Genomic DNA, 19,517 nt, shown 5'->3' on the forward strand with positions numbered 1-19,517 from the left:
AACAGAGTGTGGGGGGAGAGAACTCTGCTGCTCAGCAGCGGAAGACCTGGAGTGCGGCCGGGGTGTGGGCCGTCCGTGATCTCGCCCCCTGGTGATGCCACGTGACAGGCGCGACCGGCTCGTGAACGAATGCCCGATCCGACCCCGTCAGTGGACGCTCGGGCGCCGACGGCACGGAGTCGGTCGTGCGATGCCGGTCAGTCCTCGGCAGCGGGCCGAGCGGGTCCCGGGAGTGGTCGCACTTGCGGTGGGTGACGATCTCGTCGCGCAGCGCCTTACCCGTGAGTACTTTTCCGGGCGCGGCGTTGACCTTGGCGTCGCGCGTGGTGTGCGCGGATGCGAAGGAGGTGGTGGGGATGAGGAACGGGAGGCAGAGCAGGATGGCGGAGAGGAGCTCAATCATGGTCAGGCCCCTTCTACCTCGCATCTTGTCCCTCCTCCCAGGTGTTTACCGTCTTTTCGGCGCGTCAACAGTTGGTCAACGACGGGTCAAGAACAACGGTAACCCGGCGCAGATGTTTGCTGCGTAAACTTAACGTTTCATGCTGAAGAGAGCCTGAAAGCGCGGCCGGGCTGGCTTGAAATGGACCTTGACCTGTGAGAGTGCAGTGAATAGCGAGCTGCGCGGGGCAGGGCAGGGTGGCGCGGTGTTCTGAGGGCCCGGCCTGGTGCCCGCCCGGTGGGTGGTGAGCGCCCCGCTCAGTGCTCGACGAGGCCCTTGGCGTCGCGTGCGAGCGCGGTGAGGCGGGAGATGGCCCGGAAATACTTCTTGCGGTAGCCGCCGTTCAGCATGTCCTCGCTGAACAGCTTGTCGAAGGGCAGTCCCGAGGCGAGGACCGGCACCTCGCGGTCGTACAGCCGGTCGGCGAGCACGACGAGCCGCAGGGCGGTCGACTGGTCCGGAACGGGCTGCACATCGGTGAGGCACACGGCCTTCAGGCCGTCGGTGAGGGCGCCGTAGCGGCTCGGGTGGACGCGCGCCAGGTGGTCCAGCAATGGCGGGAACTCGTCGAGGGAGGCGCCCTCGGTGGCGTACGCGGCCTTCGTCACCTGCTCGTCGGAGTACGGCGCCGGGGCCTCGGGCAGCCCGCGGTGGCGGTAGTCCTCGCCGTCGATGCGCAGGGCGCGGAAGTGTGCCGACAGCCCCTGGATCTCGCGCAGGAAGTCGGCCGCCGCGAACCGGCCCTCGCCGAGCTTGCCCGGCAGGGTGTTCGAGGTGGCGGCGAGCGCGACACCCGCGTCGACGAGCTTGCCGAGCAGGGTCGAGACCAGGACGGTGTCGCCCGGGTCGTCCAGCTCGAACTCGTCGATGCACACCAGACGGTGTCCGGACAGGGTCTGGACCGTCTTCTGGAAGCCGAGCGCCCCGACCAGGTTCGTCAGTTCCACGAACGTGCCGAAGGCCTTGAGCTCGGGCTCGGCGGGGGCCGCGTGCCAGAGCGAGGCCAGCAGATGGGTCTTGCCGACGCCGTAGCCGCCGTCGAGGTAGACGCCACGCGGGCCGGTGGGGGTCTTCTTCCGGGGCCTGCCGAAGCCGAAGAGCCGGCGCCTGCCGGACGTGCCGCCGACGGGCGCCCCGCCGAGACCCGTGGCGAAGCCGCTCAGGACCCGGACGGCCTCGGTCTGGCTGGGCTGGTTCGGGTCCGGGATGTACGTGTCGAAGCGCACGGAGTCGAACCGGGGCGGCGGCACCATCTCGGCGACGAGCCGGTCCGCGGGGACATGCGGCTCACGGGTGCACAGGGACAGCGGAACCGCTTCGGGTATGCGACCGATCCCGGACACGGCGGCGGAGGACGACGACGACACGATTACCGAGTCTAAGGGTCGTGCCACACTGCACGACATGCGACGCCTGTTCCCTGTGACCGAACTGACAGCGCCCCCACGGCCCGGAGGCGCACCCGGCGGGGGCACGGACGCGGTGGCGGGGAGTGGCACCGACCGCGAGTGGGGGTTCGACGAACTGGCCGAGGCGTACGCCTACCCCTCGGCGTCCGGCGGCGCCCCCGAACCCTGGCTGCGCGCCAACATGGTGTCGACCCTCGACGGCGCCGCCCAGCACGACGGGCGCTCCCAGCCCATCTCCCACGCGGCCGACATGCGGATCTTCGGCACGTTGCGGGGGCTCGCGGACGTGGTGGTGGTGGGCGCGGAGACCGTACGGCAGGAGGGTTACCGTCCGCCGCGTGCGCGCGAGGCCTTCGCGGCGCGCCGGGAGGCCGCCGGGCAGGGCCCCGCGCCCGCCATCGCCGTGGTGAGCGCGAGCCTGGACCTGGACTTCTCGCTCCCGCTTTTCACTGCGCCCCTCGTCCCCACGCTCCTGCTCACCGGCGCCGCGGTGGCCCCCGACCGGGTGGCCGCCGCGGAGAAGGCCGGCGCCCGCGTCGTGATCGCCGGGGACGGCACGGAGGTGGACCCCGCCCGGGCCGTACGCGCCCTCGCCGACCTCGGGCACACCCGGCTGCTCACCGAGGGCGGCCCGCGGCTTCTGGGTCAGCTGGTGGCGGCCGACGTGCTGGACGAGCTGTGTCTGACGCTCGCCCCGATGCTCACGGCGGGGGACGCGCAGCGCATCGCCGGGGGCCCGTCAGTCGCCGTACCCAAGCGTTTCGAACTCGTGTCCCTCCTGGAGGAGGCCGGGTTCCTGTTCAGCCGTTACCGTCGGACCTGAAGGGTTGTGGGTGGAATGTGCCGTTCTGTTTCGGTGTCGCTGGGCACACTCGAACTCCCGGTCCCGGTCCCGGATGGAGAAGGGCACCAGTCGTGTTCACGAGCGTATTGATGATCGAGAAGGCCCTGACGTCCGCCGACGTGGAGTTCGTCACCACGCTGCACGGCGACGAGGCGGTCGCCTTCCATGTGCTGCTCCAGCCCCGCGGGGACCAGGCGGACCGCCTTCTGCGGGCCATCGACGACCTCGCCCTCGGGGAACTGGACGAGGCCGCCCGCGAGCGCGAGACCCCCGAGGGGGAGGAGGCCCGGGAGACCGGGAAACGCGCCCTGGAGGTGTCCCTGCAGGCGCTGCACGGGGCCGGCAACGAGGCGCAGGGGCGGCTCATCGAGGCCCATCCGCTGGACGCACTGAAGTCGCTGGTCGACGAGGTGGAGGCGGACGAGGTCATCGTGCTGACCGATCCCCACTACGTGGAGGAGTTCTTCCACCGGGACTGGGCGTCGCGTGCGCGGCACAAGGTGGGGGTGCCGGTGCTGAAGCTGTTCTCGCACAGCAAGGCGTAGCTGTTCGGGCGCCGTACTGGTGCATGTCGTGGTTCGGGTGCGGGCTCGTCGTGGTTTCTCGCGCAGTTCCCCGCGCCCCTCTCGGGGCGCTCGGCTCGCCGCGGGTGTGCGAAGGCGTCCTCGCGTACGCAATAGGCTGGGGTCGCCCTCACCTTCAGGGCGCCCTCGTTGCCGTACGAATCTTGGGAGAAACGCGCATGGCACCCGGCCTTCCTACCGCCATGGACCGACCGCACTTCATCGGGATCGGCGGCGCCGGGATGTCGGGGGTCGCGAAGATACTCGCGCAGCGCGGGGCGAAGGTGGCGGGCAGCGACACCAAGGAGTCCGCGACCGTCGAGGCACTGCGCGCCCTGGGGGCGACGGTGCACATCGGGCACGCGCCGGAGCACCTCGCGGACGACGCGAGCTGCGTGGTCGTGTCCTCGGCGATCCGCGGCGGCAACCCGGAGCTGGCCCGTGCGGAGGAGCTCGGCATCCCCGTGGTCCACCGCTCGGACGCGCTGGCGGCCCTGATGGAGGGCCTGCGCCCGATCGCGGTCGCGGGCACCCACGGCAAGACCACCACGACCTCGATGCTGGCCGTGTCGCTGAGCGCGCTGGGCCTGGAGCCGTCGTACGTGATCGGCGGCGAACTCGACGCCCCCGGCTCCAACGCCCTGCACGGCGACGGCGAGATCTTCGTCGCCGAGGCGGACGAATCGGACCGCAGCTTCCACAAGTACGCGCCCGAGGTCGCCATCGTCCTCAACGTCGAGCTCGACCACCACGCCAACTACGCCTCCATGGACGAGATCCACGAGTCCTTCGAGACGTTCGCGGGTCGGATCGTCCCCGGCGGCACGCTGGTGATCTCGGCGGACCACGAGGGTGCGCGGGAGCTGACGCGGCGGCTGGCCGGCAAGGTGAGGACCGTGACGTACGGCGAGGCGGAGGACGCCGACGTACGGGTCCTCTCCATCGTCCCGCAGGGCCTCAAGAGCGAGGTCACGGTGGACTGGGAGGGCGCGGAGCTCACCTTCACCGTCTCGGTCCCCGGCCGTCACTACGCCCTCAACGCGGTGGCCGCGCTGACGGCGGGCGCAGCCCTCGGCGTCCCGGCCGCGGAGCTCGCCCCGGCCCTGGCCGCGTACACGGGCGTCAAGCGCCGCCTCCAGCTGAAGGGCGAGGTCGCGGGCGTCCAGGTCATCGACTCCTACGCTCACCACCCGACGGAGATGACGGCGGACCTGGAGGCGATGCGCGGGGCCGCCGGCGAGGCCCGCATCCTGGTGCTGTTCCAGCCGCACCTCTTCTCGCGGACCCAGGAACTCGGCACCGAGATGGGCCAGTCCCTGGCCCTGGCCGACGCCTCCGTCGTCCTGGACATCTACCCGGCCCGCGAGGACCCGATCCCGGGCGTCACCAGTGAGCTGATCATCGAGGCGGCGCGGGCCGCGGGTGCGGACGTCACGGCGGTCCACGACAAGGACGCGGCGCCCGCGGTGGTCGCGGGAATGGCGAAGGCGGGCGATCTCGTTCTCACCATGGGCGCGGGTGACGTCACCGACCTGGGCCCACTGATCCTGGACCGTCTCGCGCAGCACAACTAAGGGGTTGGCCTTCATGTCGTACGACGTCGAAAAGCCGGACGAGCAGTGGCGTGCGGAGCTGAACCCGGCCGAGTACGCCGTCCTGCGCCAGGCCGGCACGGAGCCCGCCTTCACCGGTGAGTACACCGACACCAAGACCAAGGGCGTCTACTCCTGCCGCGCCTGCGGCGCCGAACTCTTCACCTCGGGAACCAAGTTCGCGTCCCACTGCGGCTGGCCGAGCTTCTACGACCCGAAGGACTCGGACGCCGTGGAGCTGATCGAGGACCGTTCCCACGGCATGGTGCGCACGGAGGTCCGGTGCGCCCGCTGTGGGTCGCATCTGGGGCACGTCTTCGAGGGCGAGGGGTACGCGACGCCGACCGACCAGCGGTACTGCATCAACTCGATTTCGTTGCGGTTGGTGCCGGACGAGGACTGACGCGGGCGTATAGCCCGACTCGTCTGCCGCCCACCTGCGGCCCGTACGGTCACGCTGTGGTCAGGAGGGAATGATCCGCCACTGTTCGTGCGTGGCTCCGTCGTACGTCCACTGGTTGATGTCGGCCCCGTCGTCGGTCAGTGCGTTGCCGACGGCGAGCGACAGACCGCTGAACCGGTTGGTGAGGACGTAATATCCGTCGCCTGTCGGTGTCAGGGCCCAGTGCTGCTGGGGGGCGTCGGCATCGGCCCAGATGTCGACGTTCCCTGCGTTGGCCCGGGACAGTCCGGCGATCTGCACGAGTTTGCCGCTGCCCACGCCACGGATCTTGAAGTACCCGTCTCCGGTGCTGGTGAAGGTCCACTTCTGGTTCGCCTGACCGTTCCACGGCCACTGCAGAACGCCGGTGCCGTTGGCGGTACCCGTGCCCGCCACGTCGGCGACCTTGCCGCTGTGGCGGGCCTGAAGACGGTAGACGGTGCCGTCGCCGGGCAGTGTGGTGGACAGCAGCGCCGGCTTGGCGGTGCGTCCGCCGATTCTGACTCCGCCGATGTTGGCGTAGCCGCCGGTCGCCGCGTCGACCTGGATCCGCACGTAACCGGCGTTCCTGGCGGGCCACTCGGCCAGTTTGAGGGTGCGGTCGCCGGCCCAGCTGCCGCTCGCCACCTGGGTGAACGCGATGCCGTCCGTGCTGGTGTGGATGGTGTACGAGGTGATGTCGCCGTCGGTGGAGTCGGTGCGGTTCCACTGCTTGGGCAGGTACTCCAGAGTGGAGACGTTGCTCCAGACACCGCCCAGGTCGATGGTGATCGACTGTGGCAGCGGCAGGCTCCAAGTGGACCAGCACGTCTCGAAGTTGCGGTCGCTGAGCCCGTCGATGGCGTTCAGCGGCCCTTCGCCGCTGTGGAAGCCGGTGGCGATGGCGTTGACCGGAGTGATGGGGTGCTCGGCGCGCAGCGGCTGGGTGGGCAGCGGTGCTCTGGAGGTGTCCGGGCTCCACGTGGCGCCGACCTCGGCCAGCCGGCTCACGATGTTGGTGTCGAGCACCCCGTTCCGGTTCGGCGGGCAGTTGAGGATGAACGAGGTGTACTTCGGTTCGAGATCGGCCAGATGGGAGAGGATGGCTGCCTTGCTCATGGGGTCCCTGGTCGGCGTACTCGGGTGCCAGAACCATCCGTCACTGATCGTCTGCCCCTGGAGTGCCGCGTAGGTGTTGCCCGTGGGCGCGGTGATGCCCAGCGGCTCCTCGAAGTAGATCGCATCACCGAGGAAGGGCACGGACAGTGCCCCGTGGTCGATCATGACGATGCCTGGCTGCAGCGATTTCACGTGCTCGCGGATCCGCTGGTACGAGACGGCCTGCTGGCCCATCTGCCAGGCAAATCCGTCCATGACGAAGAGGTCGATGGTGCCGTAGTTCGTCAGCAGTTCCGTGATCTGGCCGAGGATGTAGGTGAGGTCGCCGGGCTGGACGGCCTCGTCGCTGCCGATCCCGTGCCGGCTGTCGTAGGCCTCGACGCCGTGGGTGCGGTCCCATATGGAGAAGTACAGGCCGACCTTGAGGCCGCGCGCTCGGAACGCGGTGACGTACTGGGCGACGATGTCGTGCCGGTAGGAGCTGTGGGTGACGTTCTGCTTGTTGTGGGCGGTCGGCCACAGGCAGAAGCCGTCGTGGTGTTTGGCTGTGAGTACCCCGTAGTCCATCTTCGCCGCCACGGCAGCCGCCGCCCACTGGGCGCAGTTGACGGCAGTGGGGGCGAAGAGCGCGGGGTCCTGGTGCGGTGCCGCCCACTCCTCGTCCGTGAACGTGCCGAGGTTGAAGTGGTTGAACATGCCGAAACGCATGTCGACCAGCTTGCTGAGGCTGTCCTGGCGCGCGGACGCAGCCGCCTGGGCCGATGTACCGGTACCGAGTACGGCGGGCAGCGATGCCGCGATCGCGGTTGCGCCCGTCGCACCGATGAACTGCCTGCGGGTCGGTCGTCCTGACACGGTGAACTCCCGGGAATTTGGGGGCGGGAGAGACTGATGCGTCCTATGAATCTCACTCGTGTGTCAGACAGGTCAACCCTTGTGAAGGGATGAATAGCCCCAATCAAATGGTAGTTGGTGAATACTTGCTACTTTTGTCTGTTTACTTCTTCTCAAGACATCACTTGTATGGGCCGCGTGTCGTGTCATGCTGGGGATGCGGAATCCTGGGTCAGACCGGATGTGCCTGGGCGGCCGACTCGTGGAAGGAGTTCACGTTGTCCCTGACGGACAAGGCCATCGGACAGATCCGTGAGCTGATCCGGACGGGCGCGCTGCCCCCTGGCTCCAAACTGCCCCCCGAGCCGGAACTGGCCGGGCAGCTCGGACTCTCCAGAAACCTCGCCCGCGAGGCCGTCAAGGCCCTCGCCGTCGCCCGGGTGCTGGAGGTCAGACGAGGCGACGGCACCTATGTGACCAGCCTGCAGCCGAGCCTGCTGCTGGAGGGTCTCGGGGGCGCGGTCGAACTGCTGCAGAGCGACTCGGGAGCCCTGCTGGACCTGATGGAGGTACGGCGGCTGCTCGAACCCCTCGCCACCGCCCTGGCCGCCACCCGGATCACCGAGGAAGGACTGGCAGAGGTCAAACGCCATCTGGACGCCATGCGGGACGCCCGCGACGACGTCGAGCGGCTGAACTCGCACGACGCGGCGTTCCATCGCGCCGTCGTCTCGGCCACGGGCAACGAATCGCTGCTCACGCTCCTGGAGGGCATCTCGGGGCGTACCATCCGCGCGCGCATCTGGCGCGGCCTGGTCGACGACCAGGCGGCCGGCAGGACCCTCGCGGAACACGAGGCGATCTACGCGGCCCTGTCCGCACGCGACTCCCCCCTCAGCCAGGCCGCCGCGCTGCTGCATGTCAGCAACACCGAACAGTGGCTACGACAGCACCTCGGATCCGCCGCGCCTGAGCGTGACGGCATTCGGACGCCGGGGCGCGATGCAGGGCGCACCGTCTCCTGAGCCGCTCGGGCGGCTCGGCGAGGTGCTGAAGGCTGCATCCGCGAGGTCAGGCGAGCGAGTTCAGCCGCGCCACCTCGTCGTCGGTCAGGGAGAGCTTGGCCGCCTGGAGGTTCTCGGTGAGGTGGTCCAGGGAGGTGGTGCCGGGGATGGGCAGGACGACGGGTGAGATGTGCAGCAGCCAGGCGAGGGCGACCTGGGCCGGGGTGGCGTCCAGCTCCGCCGCGAGGTCGGCGACCGGGCTGCCCGGCTGGGCGAGCTTGCCCATGGCCATCGGGAACCAGGGGATGAACGCGATGTTCTCGGCGGTGGCGTAGTCCAGGACGTCCTGCGACTGGCGGGTCACGAGGTTGTAGAGGTTCTGGACGCCGGCGATCTCGGTGATGCTCCGGGCCTCCTTCAACTGCTCCACCGTCACCTCGGAGAGTCCGATGTGGCGGATCTTGCCCTCCGCCTTGAGCTCTGACAGGGCGCCGAGCTGGTCGGCAAGGGGGACCTCAGGGTCGATGCGGTGCAGTTGCATGAGGTCGATCCGCTCGGTCTTCAGCAGCCGCAGGGAGAGCTCCACCTGCTGCTTGAGGTAGGCGGGGTGGCCGACCGGCACGAACACGTTGGGGGCGGGGCGTGCGTTTCCGACCTTGGTCGCGACGACCACGCCGTCGGGGTAGGGGTGGAGCGCGTCGGCGATGATCCGCTCGGTGACCATCGGGCCGTAGGAGTCGGCGGTGTCGATGAAGTTGACGCCCTGTTCGACAGCGGCCTGTACGACGCGGACGGCGGCGGGCCGGTCGGCGGGCTCGCCCCACACGCCGGTGCCGGTGAGCCACATGGTGCCGTAGCCGAGCCGGTTGACGGTCAGGTCGCCGCCGAGGTCGAAAGTGAGGGGGGCGGTCATGGTTCGTTCCTCCGTGGTCATGGGGACATCCCCCGAACTAATGTGAACTCTGGTTCAGGATTTATCATGAACCATAATTCACGTTAATGCAAGTGGTGACTCCACCAGCCATTGGAGGACCCTCATGACCCAAGCCAGAGCGCCGCGCGCCGACGCAGTCCGCAACAGGAAGAAGATCCTCGACGCCGCCCGTGAGTAGATCTCGCTGCACGGGCCCGAGGTCGGGATGGACGAGATCGCCGCCGCGGCGGCCGTGGCCGTGGGCACCTTGTATCGGCACTTCCCGGACAAGGCGGACCTGGTGGCGGCAGTGGTCGCCGAGCACCTGGAGGGTGTGGCGGCCGAGGCCGCCGTCGCGCGCGTCGCGTCAGGCGCGCGTGCCACGGACGAGATCACGGGTTTTCTCGAACGTGTCGTCGAGGCGTCCGCCGCCGACCACGCCGTCAAGGCGGCCGCCCTCGCCCTCGGGGCCGACCCGGCCGGCGAGGCAACGGTGGAACGCGCGGCCGGCGCCCTGGCCACCCTCATCCGGGCCGGTCAGGCCGATGGTGACATCCACCCGGACGTCACCATCGACGACATGTACCTGCTCATCTCCACCGCCCCCGCCGAGCAGGCCCCGGCAGCCCGCGCCCGCAGGCTCACCCTGCTCCTGCCCGGCCTCACCACCCGCGCCCGTAGCGTCGACGACTGAACACCTCTCCCGCGGCGCCGATCCTCGGAGCCGGACACCTTGGCGGGGCGGCGTTCACCCATCGCGCGACGGTCTGGTTCGTCGGCGGTGCGCCGCTCGCAGCGGGCTCGGGCCGCATGGCCTGCCGTACGGCCGTGGGCGTCGCCGGGGACCCCGCTCGGCTGAGGTCGTGTCGTTCGGCTCGGCGTCGCGTCACCGGAAGGCACCTGTGCCGGCGGGGCAGTCGGCGCGATAGGGTCCGGAAAGCGTCGCGTGCCGGTGGCAGACCGTGTCAGGCATGGAGGCGCCGGACCGAAGGAGGCCGACGATGCACTCGTCGCACCCTTCGCTCTCGCGTGACTGAGCGCGAGACGACCAGGCTCATCGCCTGGAGCCGAGAACTACGCCTGGTGCACGAGCGGCTGCGCGAGGCGCTTCGCCTCACGCGCGAATCCCTCGCCGAGGGCACCCCGGGTGAGGCGGCCACCCGTGAGCTGCTGCTGTACTGCCACGGCTTCTGCACGGCTCTCGACGGCCACCACCAGGGCGAGGACCGCACCCTGTTCCCCGCCATCGCGGACGCCCACCCCGAGTTGCGCCCGGTGCTGAGATCGCTTGAGCAGGATCACTCGATGATCGCCCACCTGCTCGGCGGCCTCCGCGCCGCCGTCGCCCGGGCCGCACCCCCGGAGGAGCTCGACCACCATCTCGAAGGCATCGCCGCGCTCATGGAGAACCACTTCCGCTATGAGGAGCGGCAACTGCTCACCGTGCTGGAGACCCTTGAGCTGACAGCCGAGCCACCGGAGGTCCTGGGCCCGATCTGATCCTGGGCCGGGCGATCCGACGATCCGACGGTCACGCGCGCGTCGCGTTCAGTTCGGCGAGTTCGGTGGCGAGGGCGCGGAGCTGGTCGACGGAGACCCGGGCGACCGGCAGGGCGGCCAGCCCGATGACCGAGATGGTGGCCATGAACTGCAGGTTCTCCGTGTCCGTGACGCCCGGGATGTGGCGACGCAGGATGTCGGCCGCCGCGGGGTCGGCGGTCAGTTCCGCCACCGGTGTGCGGACCGAGAACCGGCCGTCGGGGAACTCTTCGACGGGCGGCAGCGCGCGCAGCGTCTCCTCGCCGCGCTCCCGCTGGGCGCGCACCAGCAGGTGCTCGGGGCCGACCGGGCCCTCGGACGGCAGCCCGAGTCGTGCGAACTGGTCGGCCGGCGCGTCCGAGTCGCGCAGCAGCCGGGCGAGCAGCCCGGCCATGCGCAGCTCCGCCTCGTCGTCGACGACCGGGGTGCTCTGCTCCGGATCGTCGGCGAGGTCGAACAGCAGGGAGCCGAACGCGGCGGTGTTGATCATCGAGTGGCCGGGCACGCTGATCAGCCGGACGCCCTTGGTGAAGGCGAAGGGCTCGACCAGCCGGATGTCGGACAGCTCGGCGGGGGAGAACCTGGCCTTCATATGGGTGGGCATCAGCGTGTACTCGTTCAGCGGCGCGTTCGTGTCGTCGACGCAGGCCCGCATGTACACATAGCGGCCGTCGGTCACGTTGACGTGGCCGCCGAAGCTGCCGAAGAGCCCGGCCTGGCGGACCGGGGTGTCGTCGGTGAGGGTGTCGCGCAGCGGGTGGCCCCGCATGTCCGGTGGGCGCGGGACGTCGAAGTACTCAAGGAGGGTGGGCGCCAGGTCGATCGTCTGCACCAGTGAGGAGCGGCGCTCACCGGCCGTGCCGACGCGTGGGTCCCAGACGAACAGCGGGAGGTGGACCAGCTCGTTGAACCAGGGCAGCACGCCCTTGCCCCACCAGCCGTGTTCGCCGAGCAGCAGGCCGTGGTCGGTGTTGACGATCAGCAGGGTGTCGTCCCAGAGCGCGAGCTCGTCCATCAGGTCGAGCACCCGGCCGAGCGAGCGGTCGCACATCGACAGCAGCGCGGCGTACTCGTAGCGGGCGTGCTCGGTCTCCGCGCCGGTCTCGGCCACCCGCTTGTAGTCGGGCCAGTCGAAGTGCGCCCCCGCGTAGTCGTGCGGGTAGAGGTCCTTGTACCGCTTGTGCGAGAAGAACGGCTCGTGCGGGTCGAAGGTCTCGATCTGGACGAACCACCGGTCGGCCGCGGCGTTGGTGCGCACGAACTCGACGCCCGCGTCGAAGGTGAGGGTCTGCGGATGGACCTCCTCGGTCGGCAGGTGCCGGCGGTTGACCCAGTCCTGCCGGTAGCCGGGGCGGCGGACCTCCTTGAGGTCCCTCGGCATCGGCGGGTCGGCGACCTGTCCCTTCCACGGGTCGCCCTCCTGGCCGCGGAAGAACTCCCAGGTGGAGTACCGGCCGTGGTAGGTGGCGCCGCCGTCCTCCCAGTAGTGCGGGTGGTCGCTGGCGAGGTGGGTGTGGACGCCGGCCTGCTTGAGGAGCTCGGGCATCGAGTCGTCGAACGGCTCCAGCGGGCCCCACGACCGGTGCAGGAAGTTGTGCCGGCCGGTGTGCAGTTCGCGGCGGGCCGGCATGCAGGGCAGCGAGCCGGCGTAGGAGTTGTCGAAGGTGACGGCGCGCTCGGCGAGCCGGGCGAAGTTGGGGGCGTGCGTCCAGTCGGCCCCGTACGGCGGCAGCAGATGCCGGTTGAGGCTGTCGAACATCACCATGATGGCTTTCACGGGCGCTCCAGCGAGATGTCGGGGGCGGCGGGGGTGTCCGGGGTGACGGCGGCCGGCGCTGCGAGGTCGTCGCTCTCCAGTCGTCGGAGCACGTCCCGCAGCCAGGCGACCCACCAGTCCACGGCGCCGGCGCCGTATTGGTGCACGAGGTCGGCGGCGGCCTGCTGACGGCGGGTGTCGAGGCCCGGCAGGGGGTCCTCGAAGTGGATGGTGCGGTCCCGGTCGCGGTTCCGGGCGATCTGCTCGGTGCGGTGGTCGAGCTCCGTGGTCACCAGGCGGATGGCCGCGTCGCGGTCGAGCGCCGCGGTGATCAGGAAGCGGTTGACGAAGTCGGAGTCGTGGAAGCGGCTGGTGGGCTCGTAGGGGGAGTCGATCCAGTCGCGCAGGGCCTGCCGGCCGCGCTCGGTGAGCCGGTGGACCCGGGCGTCGGGACGCCGCTCCCGTGGATCGATCCGGTCCTCGACCCAGCCGTCCTCGCGCATCCGGGCCAGGGCCCGGTAGATCTGGCTGTGGTGGACCCGTGAGCCCGCGAACTGCCCGTCGGCGGCGAGCCACTTGCGCAGGTCGTAGCCGCTGTAGGGGCGGGTCGCGAGGAGACGGAGCAGGACGTGTTCGAGCTTCATCGGGCTCCCTGTGTGCGCTTGCACATATGTGGCGGTGAACATAGGTCGCGTCGTTCGATCACGTCAAGGGTCGTTCCGGGGCCGGTTACCGTTCTTCGTATGTCTGTCGATCAGTCAGCACACCCGGACGACCGCACCCCGGACGACCGCACCCCGGACGGCCGCGCCACACCCGGGCGCCGCGGCTACGCCAAGGGCAAGGCCCGCCGCGAGGAGATCGTGCGCACCGCCCTGCGGACCTTCGCCGAGCAGGGGTACCGGAGCACGTCCATGCGTGAGATCGCCGAGGCCGTCGGCCTCAGCCAGGCCGGGCTGCTGCACCACTTCCGCAACAAGGACGACCTGCTCACCGAGGTGCTGCGGCTGCGCGACGCCGAGCAGTCCGCGTTCAACCGGGCCCTCGCCGAGGAGAACGGCATGGTCGCGCTGCGGCGGCTCGTCGACCTGATGGAGCTCAACGCGACCCAGGCCGGCCTGGTGCGGCTCTACACGGTGCTGCGGGGCGAGTCGGTGGGCGGGGACCACCCGGCGCAGCCGTACTTCGCCGAGCGTTTCCTGATGCTCAGGGAGCGGGTGGCCGGCTATCTGCGGCACGCCCGCGATGTGGAGGGTGTGATCCGCGCCGACGTGGATGTGCTGGTGGCGTCCACCCTGATCATGGCCGTGATGGACGGTCTCCAGACCCAGTGGCTGCTCGCTCCCGACGCCGTGGACCTGGCCGGTGACTTCGCCCGTTTCATGGACGACTATCTGCGAGGACTGTCCTAGTTCGCCCGGCGCCGACGCCCCCTGAAAAGATCTCGCAACAAACCATTCACATGATTGGTTTTCGGGTCTACAGTGCTCCCACATTGCCCACCGACGCTGGGCAATGCCGCCAACGACGGCGGATGGAGAGACAGGAAGCCCATGAGAGTCGATCGAACAGCCGGGGGCGTCACCCGGCGTAGCACACTTCTCGGTCTCGCCGGCCTCGGCCTGGCCGCAGTGAGCGGTTGCCGCCTCGCAGTGGACGAGGCCCGGGGCGCCGTGAGCGGCGGAGCCCGCAGGGGCGGCACGCTCATCGTCGCGATCAACGTCGACGCCCAGCCCGACAGCGTCCAGGCGCACAACGCCAACTCGGTCGTCTGGCGCCGCCTTGTCTTCGAGACCCTGACCGCCTACAACTCCTCCGGCACCCCGCAGCCGCTGCTGGCCACCGACTGGGAGCTCCGCGACGGCGGCCGCACGGTGGCGCTCAACCTCCGGGACGACGTCCGCTTCCACACCGGTCGCCCGATGACCGCCAAGGACGTCATGTTCTCGCTGACCAGGTCGGCCGACCCGGTGGCCAAGTCCCAGGCCCGCGCCGTCACTTCGCTGATCACCGACATGACGGCCGACGGCGACCACGCGCTGCGCATCCGGCTCAGCCGCCCCGCCAGCAACCTCTTCGACGCCTTCGAACTCGCCACCATCCTCGACGAGGAGAGCGCCGACGGCATCGCCGACGGCAGTGCCATGATCGGCACCGGCCCGTTCCGCTGGCACACCTGGAACCCCGGCTCGCAGCTCACCCTGGTCCGCAACGACGACTACCGCGTCCCGGGCCGGCCCTACCTGGACCGCATCGAGCAGCCCGCCATCACCGACCCCACCGCGCTGATCACCGCCATCCGCAGCGGCCGGGCCCACATCGCCTACGGCGCGTCCCCGCTCGACGCCCGCGGCGTCTCCAACGACGGGCGCTACGAGATCAACGCAGGCGTCACCGTCGACTACGCGATCGGCATGGACGTCCGTACCGCCCCCTTCGACGACATCCGGGTGCGCCGGGCGGTCGGCCACGCCATCGACCGCGACCGCATCGCCGACCAGGTCTTCGCCGGCTACGGCAGGCCCACCAGCCTCTGGTGGAGCAGGAAGGAGGCCGGCTGGAGCCAGGAACAGTCGGAGGCCTACACCTACCAGCCGGACCGCGCCCGGGAGCTGATCCGGGAGGCCGGCGCCGCCGGCACCGAGGTGGCCATCGTCACCAACACCATCCAGGCCGTGCAGGGCACCGCCCAGATCGTCCGCTACAACCTGGAGGAGGCCGGCCTCAGGGTCAGGACCCGGGTCCTCGACCCCGTCGAGTACAGCAGCCGCCAGGCCGAGGGAGACCTCGGCCAGCTGTTCATCAACGGCTACGGCATCGCGGACCTGTCCGCGGCCACCTTCGCCACCCACCCCGCGTTCGCCGCGCAGCAGAACCCCTCGCACTTCACCGCGGAAAAGTACGCGGACCTCGTCGCCGGCGCCGCCAGTGCCGCGCCCGAGGACCGGGTGCCGGCGGTCCAGGCGCTCGGCCGCTACATGCTCGACCAGGCCTTCAACCACAGCATCGCGACCTCGCAGTCCACCATCGTCCGCTCCAAGCGGGTCCAGGACGTGCGGCAGACCTTCCTCGGCTCCTTCATCTTCGACGACACATACGTGGTGTGATCATGAACAGATTCCTGATCCGCCGGATCCCCTCCGCCCTGCTGGTCCTCTTCGCCACCTCGGTCCTCGCGTTCCTGCTGCCGCGCATGGCCCCCGGCGACCCCGCCGCGGCCGTGGCCGGACCGGACGCCGGACCCGAGGAGATCGCCGCGATCCGCGCCGACCTCGGCTTCGACAAGCCCTGGGTCAGCCAGTACCTGCACTGGCTCGGCGGCGTGCTCCGCGGCGACTTCGGCACCTCCTACATCACCGGCAGGTCGGTCACCGACCTGATCGGCGACCGGTTCGGCAGCACCGTGCAACTCGCGCTGCTCGCCGCCCTGTTCATGATCACCATCGGTCTGCTGCTCGGCGTCGCGGCCGGTTCGAGCCGCCGCCCCTGGGCCAGGTCGCTGCTCGACCTCACCTGCACCACCCTGCTCGCCACCCCCGCCTTCCTCACCGGCCTGCTGCTCGCCCTGCTGCTCGGCGTGGCCTGGCAGGTCCTGCCCGTCAGCGGCGAGGTGTCGCTGTTCGACAACGCCGAGATCGGCATCCAGTACCTGCTGCTGCCCGCCTTCGCGCTCGCCCTGCCCCAGGCCGCCTCCCTCGCCCGGCTCATCCAGAGCGCCATGCGCCAGTCCCGCACCGAGGAGTACGTGCAGACCGCCGTGGCCAAGGGCGCCTCGGCGCGCCGCGTCACCGTCCGCCACGTACTGCGCAACTCGCTGGCCAGTGCCCTGGTCTCGCTCGGCATGCGGCTCGGCGACCTCCTCGGTGGCGCCATCGTCATCGAGGCGATCTTCGCCCGCAACGGTCTCGGCAGCCTCGCCGTCACCAGCTCGGCACAGCGCGACTACCTCGTGATCGAGGCACTGATCCTGCTCGCCGTCGGCATCGCCGTCCTGCTGCAACTGCTCACCGAGGTCGGCCTGTCGCTGCTCGACCCCCGCATCAGACTGGAGGGCACCCGATGAGCCTCACCGGTGACCCCGCCGTCCCGCCCGCGCCGACCGCCGCCGCCCCGGAGGCCGCCGCCACCGCCCGCCGGTACGAGGGCTGGCGCCGCTATCTGCTCGCGTTCCGCCGCCCCCGCGGCATCGTCGGCGCCTCGCTCGTCGTGGTACTGGTGCTGACCGCCCTGCTGGTGCCCGCGTTCAGCGACGGCTACGACCAGCAGACCGGCAACACTTTCGCCGACCCCTCCCTGGCCCACCCCTTCGGCACCGACGAACTCGGCCGCGACATCTTCGTCCGTACCCTCTTCGGCCTCCGCTCCGACCTGGTGCTCCTGTTCGTCGGCGTCCCGCTCGCCATGCTCCTCGGCACCCTGCTCGGCATCGCCGGCGGACTCTCCCGCGCGCTCGGCATGTTCCTCCAGCGCGTCTTCGACATCATCCTCGGGTTCCCCGGACTCGTCCTCGGCATCGTCATCGCGCTCATCCTCGAACCCGGAAGCACCGCGCTGCTCATCACCATCGTGATCGTGCTGCTCCCCGGCTACGGGCGCCTCGCCAGGGCCGCGCTGCTCACCCAGGAACAGCGCGAGTACGTACTCGCCGCCCGCGTCCTCGGCGTCCCGAGATGGCGGGTGCTGCTCCGCCACGTCCTCCCCAACGCCATCGACCCGATCATCGTGCACACCGCCATCGCCATGGTGGTCGCCATCTTCCTGGAGACCGGACTCTCCCTCGTCGGCCTCGGCATCCAGCCCCCGCAGCCCTCCCTCGGCACCCTGCTCAACACCGGGGTCCGCTTCCTGTCCTACGCGCCCGTCTACGTGCTGGGCCCGACCCTCGTCCTCCTGCTGCTGGCCCTCGCCTTCAGCCTGCTCTCCGACGCACTCAACGAGGCGGTGACCCGGAAATGACCGAATCACTCACGACCGCATCCCCCATCGAGAAGACCGACGTCCTGCTGGACGCCGGCGAGGTGCGGGTCACGTTCGACACGGAAGGCGGGCCGGTCACCGCCGTCGACGGAGTGTCGCTGCGCATCAGACGCGGCCGCATCACCGGCCTGGTCGGCGAGTCCGGCTCCGGCAAGTCCATCACCGCCAGGGCGCTGATGCGCATGGTGCCGGAGCCGGGACGCACCGAGGGCGGCAGCGTCCGCTTCGCCGGCACCGACCTGCTCACCCTGCCGGAACGCGAGATGCGCGCGATACGCGGCGACCGCATCGCCATGGTCTTCCAGGACCCCCAGGCGTCCCTCAACCCCGTCCTCACCGTCGGGCAGCAGGTCGCCGAGGCCCTGATCGTGCACGGCGAGCGCCGCGCCAAGGCCACACAGCGCGCCGTGGAACTCCTCGACATGGTCGGCATCCCCGATCCCGAACGACGCGCCGGCGAGTACCCGCACCAGTTCTCCGGCGGTATGCGCCAGCGCGTCGTCATCGCCATGGCCCTCGCCCGAGACCCCGACCTGCTGATCGCCGACGAGCCCACCACCGCGCTCGACGTCACCATCCAGGCCCAGATCCTGCGCCTGCTCGCCGAACTCCGCGAGCGCACCGGCGTCGCGGTACTGATGATCACCCACGACATGGGCGTCGTCGCCGAACTGTGCGACGAGGTCGCCGTCATGTACGGCGGCCGGATCGTCGAGACCGGCACCGCCGAGGCCGTGTTCACCGCCCCCGCCCACCCCTACACCCGGGCCCTGCTGCGCGCCATGCCCCGGCTCGACTCCCCGGCCGGCGGCCGGCTGCCCGCCATCCCGGGCCAGCCGCCGGACCCCGCCAACCTGCCCACCGGCTGCGCCTTCAACCCGCGCTGCGTGCTCGCCCACGACCGCTGCCGCGCCGAGATCCCGGTCCTCGACGCCCTCCCGGCCGACCCCGGACACCGGGCCGCCTGCTGGGCGACCGCCGACGGCCGCGCCGCGGCGCCCGCCGAGGCCCGCGCCGACGCCGCGGCCGAGGCCGCCGCCCCCGAGCGGCCCGCCATCGGCGAGACCATCCTGGAGGTCGACGACCTGCGGGTGGACCTCGGCACCCGGCGCGCCTTCGGCCGCGGCGGGTCGCTGTACATCGTCGACGGCGTCAGCCTGCGGGTCGCCGCGGGCGAGACCCTCGGCCTGGTCGGCGAGTCCGGCTGCGGCAAGTCCACCCTCGCCCGCACCCTCGTCGGCATCAACCGGCCGGCGGCCGGCGCCGTCCGGATCCGCGGCCTGGACGTCGCCACCCTGCCGCGCCGCGAGGCAGCCGAGGCCAGACGCGGGGTCCAGTACGTCTTCCAGGACCCCTACGCCTCCCTCAACCCGCGGCGCACCGTGCGTCAGGTGCTCGACGAGGCACTCGGGGTGCGCGGTGTGCCGGTCGCCGACCGGGCGGAGCGGGCCGCGGAACTCCTCGACCTCGTCGGCCTCGGCGAACGCCATCTCGACCGGCTGCCGCACGCCTTCTCCGGCGGCCAGCGCCAACGCATCGGCATCGCCCGCGCCCTGGCCGTCGAGCCCGAGTGCCTGGTCCTCGACGAACCGGTCTCCGCGCTCGACGTGTCCATCCAGGCGCAGATCATGAACCTGCTCGCCGACCTGCGCGACCGCCTCGGCCTCGGCTACCTGTTCATCGCCCACGACCTGGCCGTGGTCCGCCACATCAGCGACCGCGTCGCCGTGATGTACCTGGGCCGCATCGTGGAGACCGGCCCCGCCGAGCGGCTCTACGCCGACCCCCAGCACCCCTACACCGTCTCGCTGCTGTCCTCCGTGCCGACCCCCGAGGCAGGCGCCGGCCGCGAACGGATCGTGCTCCGTGGCGACCTGCCGAGCCCCAAGAACCCGCCGTCCGGCTGCCGTTTCCGCACCCGCTGCCCGATCGGCCCGCTGTCCCGCCCCGAGCGAACGATCTGCGCCGAGCGGGACCCGGCGCTGAGCGTCCAGGACCCTGCGGAGCACGGCGCGGCCTGCCACTTCCCCGGGGAGCTGCGCCTGGCGACCCAGGACTGACCGCCCCCGTCTCACGCCCCCACCTCGGCCCGCACCCGGGCCCC

The 19,517-nt window shown here is 70.6% G+C and carries 18 protein-coding genes; 12 read left to right on the top strand and 6 right to left on the bottom strand.

Going from position 1 to position 19,517, the window contains the following annotated elements; genetic code table 11:
* Positions 1–31: 31 nt before the first annotated feature.
* A complete protein-coding gene (locus E0500_RS20585; protein WP_258572874.1) occupies positions 32–403 on the bottom strand; it encodes a hypothetical protein in 372 nt (123 codons plus the stop codon).
* A 296-nt stretch (positions 404–699) separates the two neighbouring features.
* Complete coding sequence (gene zapE / locus E0500_RS20590; RefSeq protein ID WP_131565505.1) at positions 700–1,848, bottom strand: cell division protein ZapE; 1,149 nt, start codon at positions 1,846–1,848, stop codon at positions 700–702.
* Between zapE and E0500_RS20595 the strand changes: the two genes are divergently transcribed.
* From E0500_RS20595 to msrB, 4 genes are all read left to right on the top strand, one after another.
* Complete coding sequence (locus E0500_RS20595; RefSeq protein WP_258572875.1) at positions 1,847–2,674, top strand: pyrimidine reductase family protein; 828 nt, start codon at positions 1,847–1,849, stop codon at positions 2,672–2,674. The two genes, zapE and E0500_RS20595, sit on opposite strands and share 2 nt — an antisense overlap.
* Before the next feature lie 92 nt (positions 2,675–2,766).
* Positions 2,767–3,240 carry an indole-3-glycerol phosphate synthase gene (locus tag E0500_RS20600; protein WP_181587071.1) on the top strand — a complete coding sequence of 158 codons (474 nt, stop codon included), beginning with the start codon at positions 2,767–2,769 and terminating at the stop codon, positions 3,238–3,240.
* Between the two features lie 197 nt (positions 3,241–3,437).
* On the top strand, positions 3,438–4,832 hold the full coding sequence (murC, locus tag E0500_RS20605; protein ID WP_131565509.1) for a UDP-N-acetylmuramate--L-alanine ligase: 1,395 nt from the start codon (positions 3,438–3,440) through the stop codon (positions 4,830–4,832).
* A 13-nt stretch (positions 4,833–4,845) separates the two neighbouring features.
* Positions 4,846–5,253, top strand: coding sequence for a peptide-methionine (R)-S-oxide reductase MsrB (gene msrB / locus E0500_RS20610; protein ID WP_131565511.1), 408 nt, complete (start codon positions 4,846–4,848; stop codon positions 5,251–5,253).
* A gap of 60 nt (positions 5,254–5,313) precedes the next feature.
* Here msrB and E0500_RS20615 read toward each other — a convergent pair whose 3' ends face one another.
* Positions 5,314–7,098, bottom strand: coding sequence for an alpha-L-fucosidase (locus tag E0500_RS20615; protein ID WP_258573389.1), 1,785 nt, complete (start codon positions 7,096–7,098; stop codon positions 5,314–5,316).
* A gap of 404 nt (positions 7,099–7,502) precedes the next feature.
* Between E0500_RS20615 and E0500_RS20620 the strand changes: the two genes are divergently transcribed.
* The gene (locus E0500_RS20620; protein WP_131565513.1) at positions 7,503–8,249 is read left to right on the top strand and encodes a FadR/GntR family transcriptional regulator; all 747 of its coding nucleotides are present in this window, start codon (positions 7,503–7,505) and stop codon (positions 8,247–8,249) included.
* A gap of 46 nt (positions 8,250–8,295) precedes the next feature.
* On the opposite strand, the gene E0500_RS20625 is transcribed toward E0500_RS20620, so the two are convergent.
* Complete coding sequence (locus E0500_RS20625) at positions 8,296–9,141, bottom strand: aldo/keto reductase (protein ID WP_258572877.1); 846 nt, start codon at positions 9,139–9,141, stop codon at positions 8,296–8,298.
* Positions 9,142–9,346: 205 nt separating this feature from the next.
* Here E0500_RS20625 and E0500_RS20630 point away from each other — a divergent pair, with 205 nt between their 5' ends.
* Both E0500_RS20630 and E0500_RS20635 read left to right on the top strand, forming a co-directional pair.
* The gene (locus E0500_RS20630; RefSeq protein WP_309505234.1) at positions 9,347–9,835 is read left to right on the top strand and encodes a TetR/AcrR family transcriptional regulator; all 489 of its coding nucleotides are present in this window, start codon (positions 9,347–9,349) and stop codon (positions 9,833–9,835) included.
* A 335-nt stretch (positions 9,836–10,170) separates the two neighbouring features.
* Positions 10,171–10,641 carry a hemerythrin domain-containing protein gene (locus tag E0500_RS20635; RefSeq protein ID WP_131565517.1) on the top strand — a complete coding sequence of 157 codons (471 nt, stop codon included), beginning with the start codon at positions 10,171–10,173 and terminating at the stop codon, positions 10,639–10,641.
* A gap of 31 nt (positions 10,642–10,672) precedes the next feature.
* On the opposite strand, the gene E0500_RS20640 is transcribed toward E0500_RS20635, so the two are convergent.
* Positions 10,673–12,457, bottom strand: a complete 1,785-nt coding sequence (locus E0500_RS20640; protein ID WP_131565520.1) for a sulfatase — start codon at positions 12,455–12,457, stop codon at positions 10,673–10,675.
* Entirely contained in the window at positions 12,454–13,080 is a 627-nt protein-coding gene (locus E0500_RS20645; RefSeq protein ID WP_165935060.1) for a PadR family transcriptional regulator, read from the bottom strand. The genes E0500_RS20640 and E0500_RS20645 overlap by 4 nt, the downstream gene beginning before the upstream one ends.
* A gap of 99 nt (positions 13,081–13,179) precedes the next feature.
* On the opposite strand from E0500_RS20645, the gene E0500_RS20650 reads away from it, so the two are divergent.
* From E0500_RS20650 to E0500_RS20670, 5 genes are all read left to right on the top strand, one after another.
* Complete coding sequence (locus tag E0500_RS20650; protein ID WP_131565525.1) at positions 13,180–13,848, top strand: TetR/AcrR family transcriptional regulator; 669 nt, start codon at positions 13,180–13,182, stop codon at positions 13,846–13,848.
* A gap of 141 nt (positions 13,849–13,989) precedes the next feature.
* Positions 13,990–15,543 carry an ABC transporter substrate-binding protein gene (locus E0500_RS20655; protein WP_131565527.1) on the top strand — a complete coding sequence of 518 codons (1,554 nt, stop codon included), beginning with the start codon at positions 13,990–13,992 and terminating at the stop codon, positions 15,541–15,543.
* 2 nt (positions 15,544–15,545) lie between these two features.
* On the top strand, positions 15,546–16,499 hold the full coding sequence (locus E0500_RS20660; RefSeq protein ID WP_131565529.1) for an ABC transporter permease: 954 nt from the start codon (positions 15,546–15,548) through the stop codon (positions 16,497–16,499).
* The gene (locus E0500_RS20665; RefSeq protein WP_181587072.1) at positions 16,496–17,392 is read left to right on the top strand and encodes an ABC transporter permease; all 897 of its coding nucleotides are present in this window, start codon (positions 16,496–16,498) and stop codon (positions 17,390–17,392) included. The genes E0500_RS20660 and E0500_RS20665 overlap by 4 nt, the downstream gene beginning before the upstream one ends.
* Complete coding sequence (locus E0500_RS20670) at positions 17,389–19,473, top strand: ABC transporter ATP-binding protein (protein ID WP_131565533.1); 2,085 nt, start codon at positions 17,389–17,391, stop codon at positions 19,471–19,473. Before E0500_RS20665 ends, E0500_RS20670 begins: the two co-directional genes overlap by 4 nt.
* Positions 19,474–19,517 lie beyond the last annotated feature (44 nt).

This window comes from Streptomyces sp. KM273126, assembly GCF_004337435.2.
In the GTDB taxonomy this organism is placed as follows: domain Bacteria; phylum Actinomycetota; class Actinomycetes; order Streptomycetales; family Streptomycetaceae; genus Streptomyces; species Streptomyces acidicola.

Coding starts and splice junctions, on each gene's coding strand:
- E0500_RS20585 (WP_258572874.1), bottom strand. CDS start 403: ATGATTGAGCTCCTCTCCGCCATCCTGCTCTGCCTCCCGTTCCTCATC.
- E0500_RS20595 (WP_258572875.1), top strand. CDS start 1,847: ATGCGACGCCTGTTCCCTGTGACCGAACTGACAGCGCCCCCACGGCCC.
- zapE (WP_131565505.1), bottom strand. CDS start 1,848: ATGTCGTGCAGTGTGGCACGACCCTTAGACTCGGTAATCGTGTCGTCG.
- murC (WP_131565509.1), top strand. CDS start 3,438: ATGGCACCCGGCCTTCCTACCGCCATGGACCGACCGCACTTCATCGGG.
- msrB (WP_131565511.1), top strand. CDS start 4,846: ATGTCGTACGACGTCGAAAAGCCGGACGAGCAGTGGCGTGCGGAGCTG.
- E0500_RS20615 (WP_258573389.1), bottom strand. CDS start 7,098: ATGCGTTTCGGCATGTTCAACCACTTCAACCTCGGCACGTTCACGGAC.
- E0500_RS20625 (WP_258572877.1), bottom strand. CDS start 9,141: ATGACCGCCCCCCTCACTTTCGACCTCGGCGGCGACCTGACCGTCAAC.
- E0500_RS20645 (WP_165935060.1), bottom strand. CDS start 13,080: ATGAAGCTCGAACACGTCCTGCTCCGTCTCCTCGCGACCCGCCCCTAC.
- E0500_RS20650 (WP_131565525.1), top strand. CDS start 13,180: ATGTCTGTCGATCAGTCAGCACACCCGGACGACCGCACCCCGGACGAC.
- E0500_RS20655 (WP_131565527.1), top strand. CDS start 13,990: ATGAGAGTCGATCGAACAGCCGGGGGCGTCACCCGGCGTAGCACACTT.
- E0500_RS20660 (WP_131565529.1), top strand. CDS start 15,546: ATGAACAGATTCCTGATCCGCCGGATCCCCTCCGCCCTGCTGGTCCTC.
- E0500_RS20665 (WP_181587072.1), top strand. CDS start 16,496: ATGAGCCTCACCGGTGACCCCGCCGTCCCGCCCGCGCCGACCGCCGCC.
- E0500_RS20670 (WP_131565533.1), top strand. CDS start 17,389: ATGACCGAATCACTCACGACCGCATCCCCCATCGAGAAGACCGACGTC.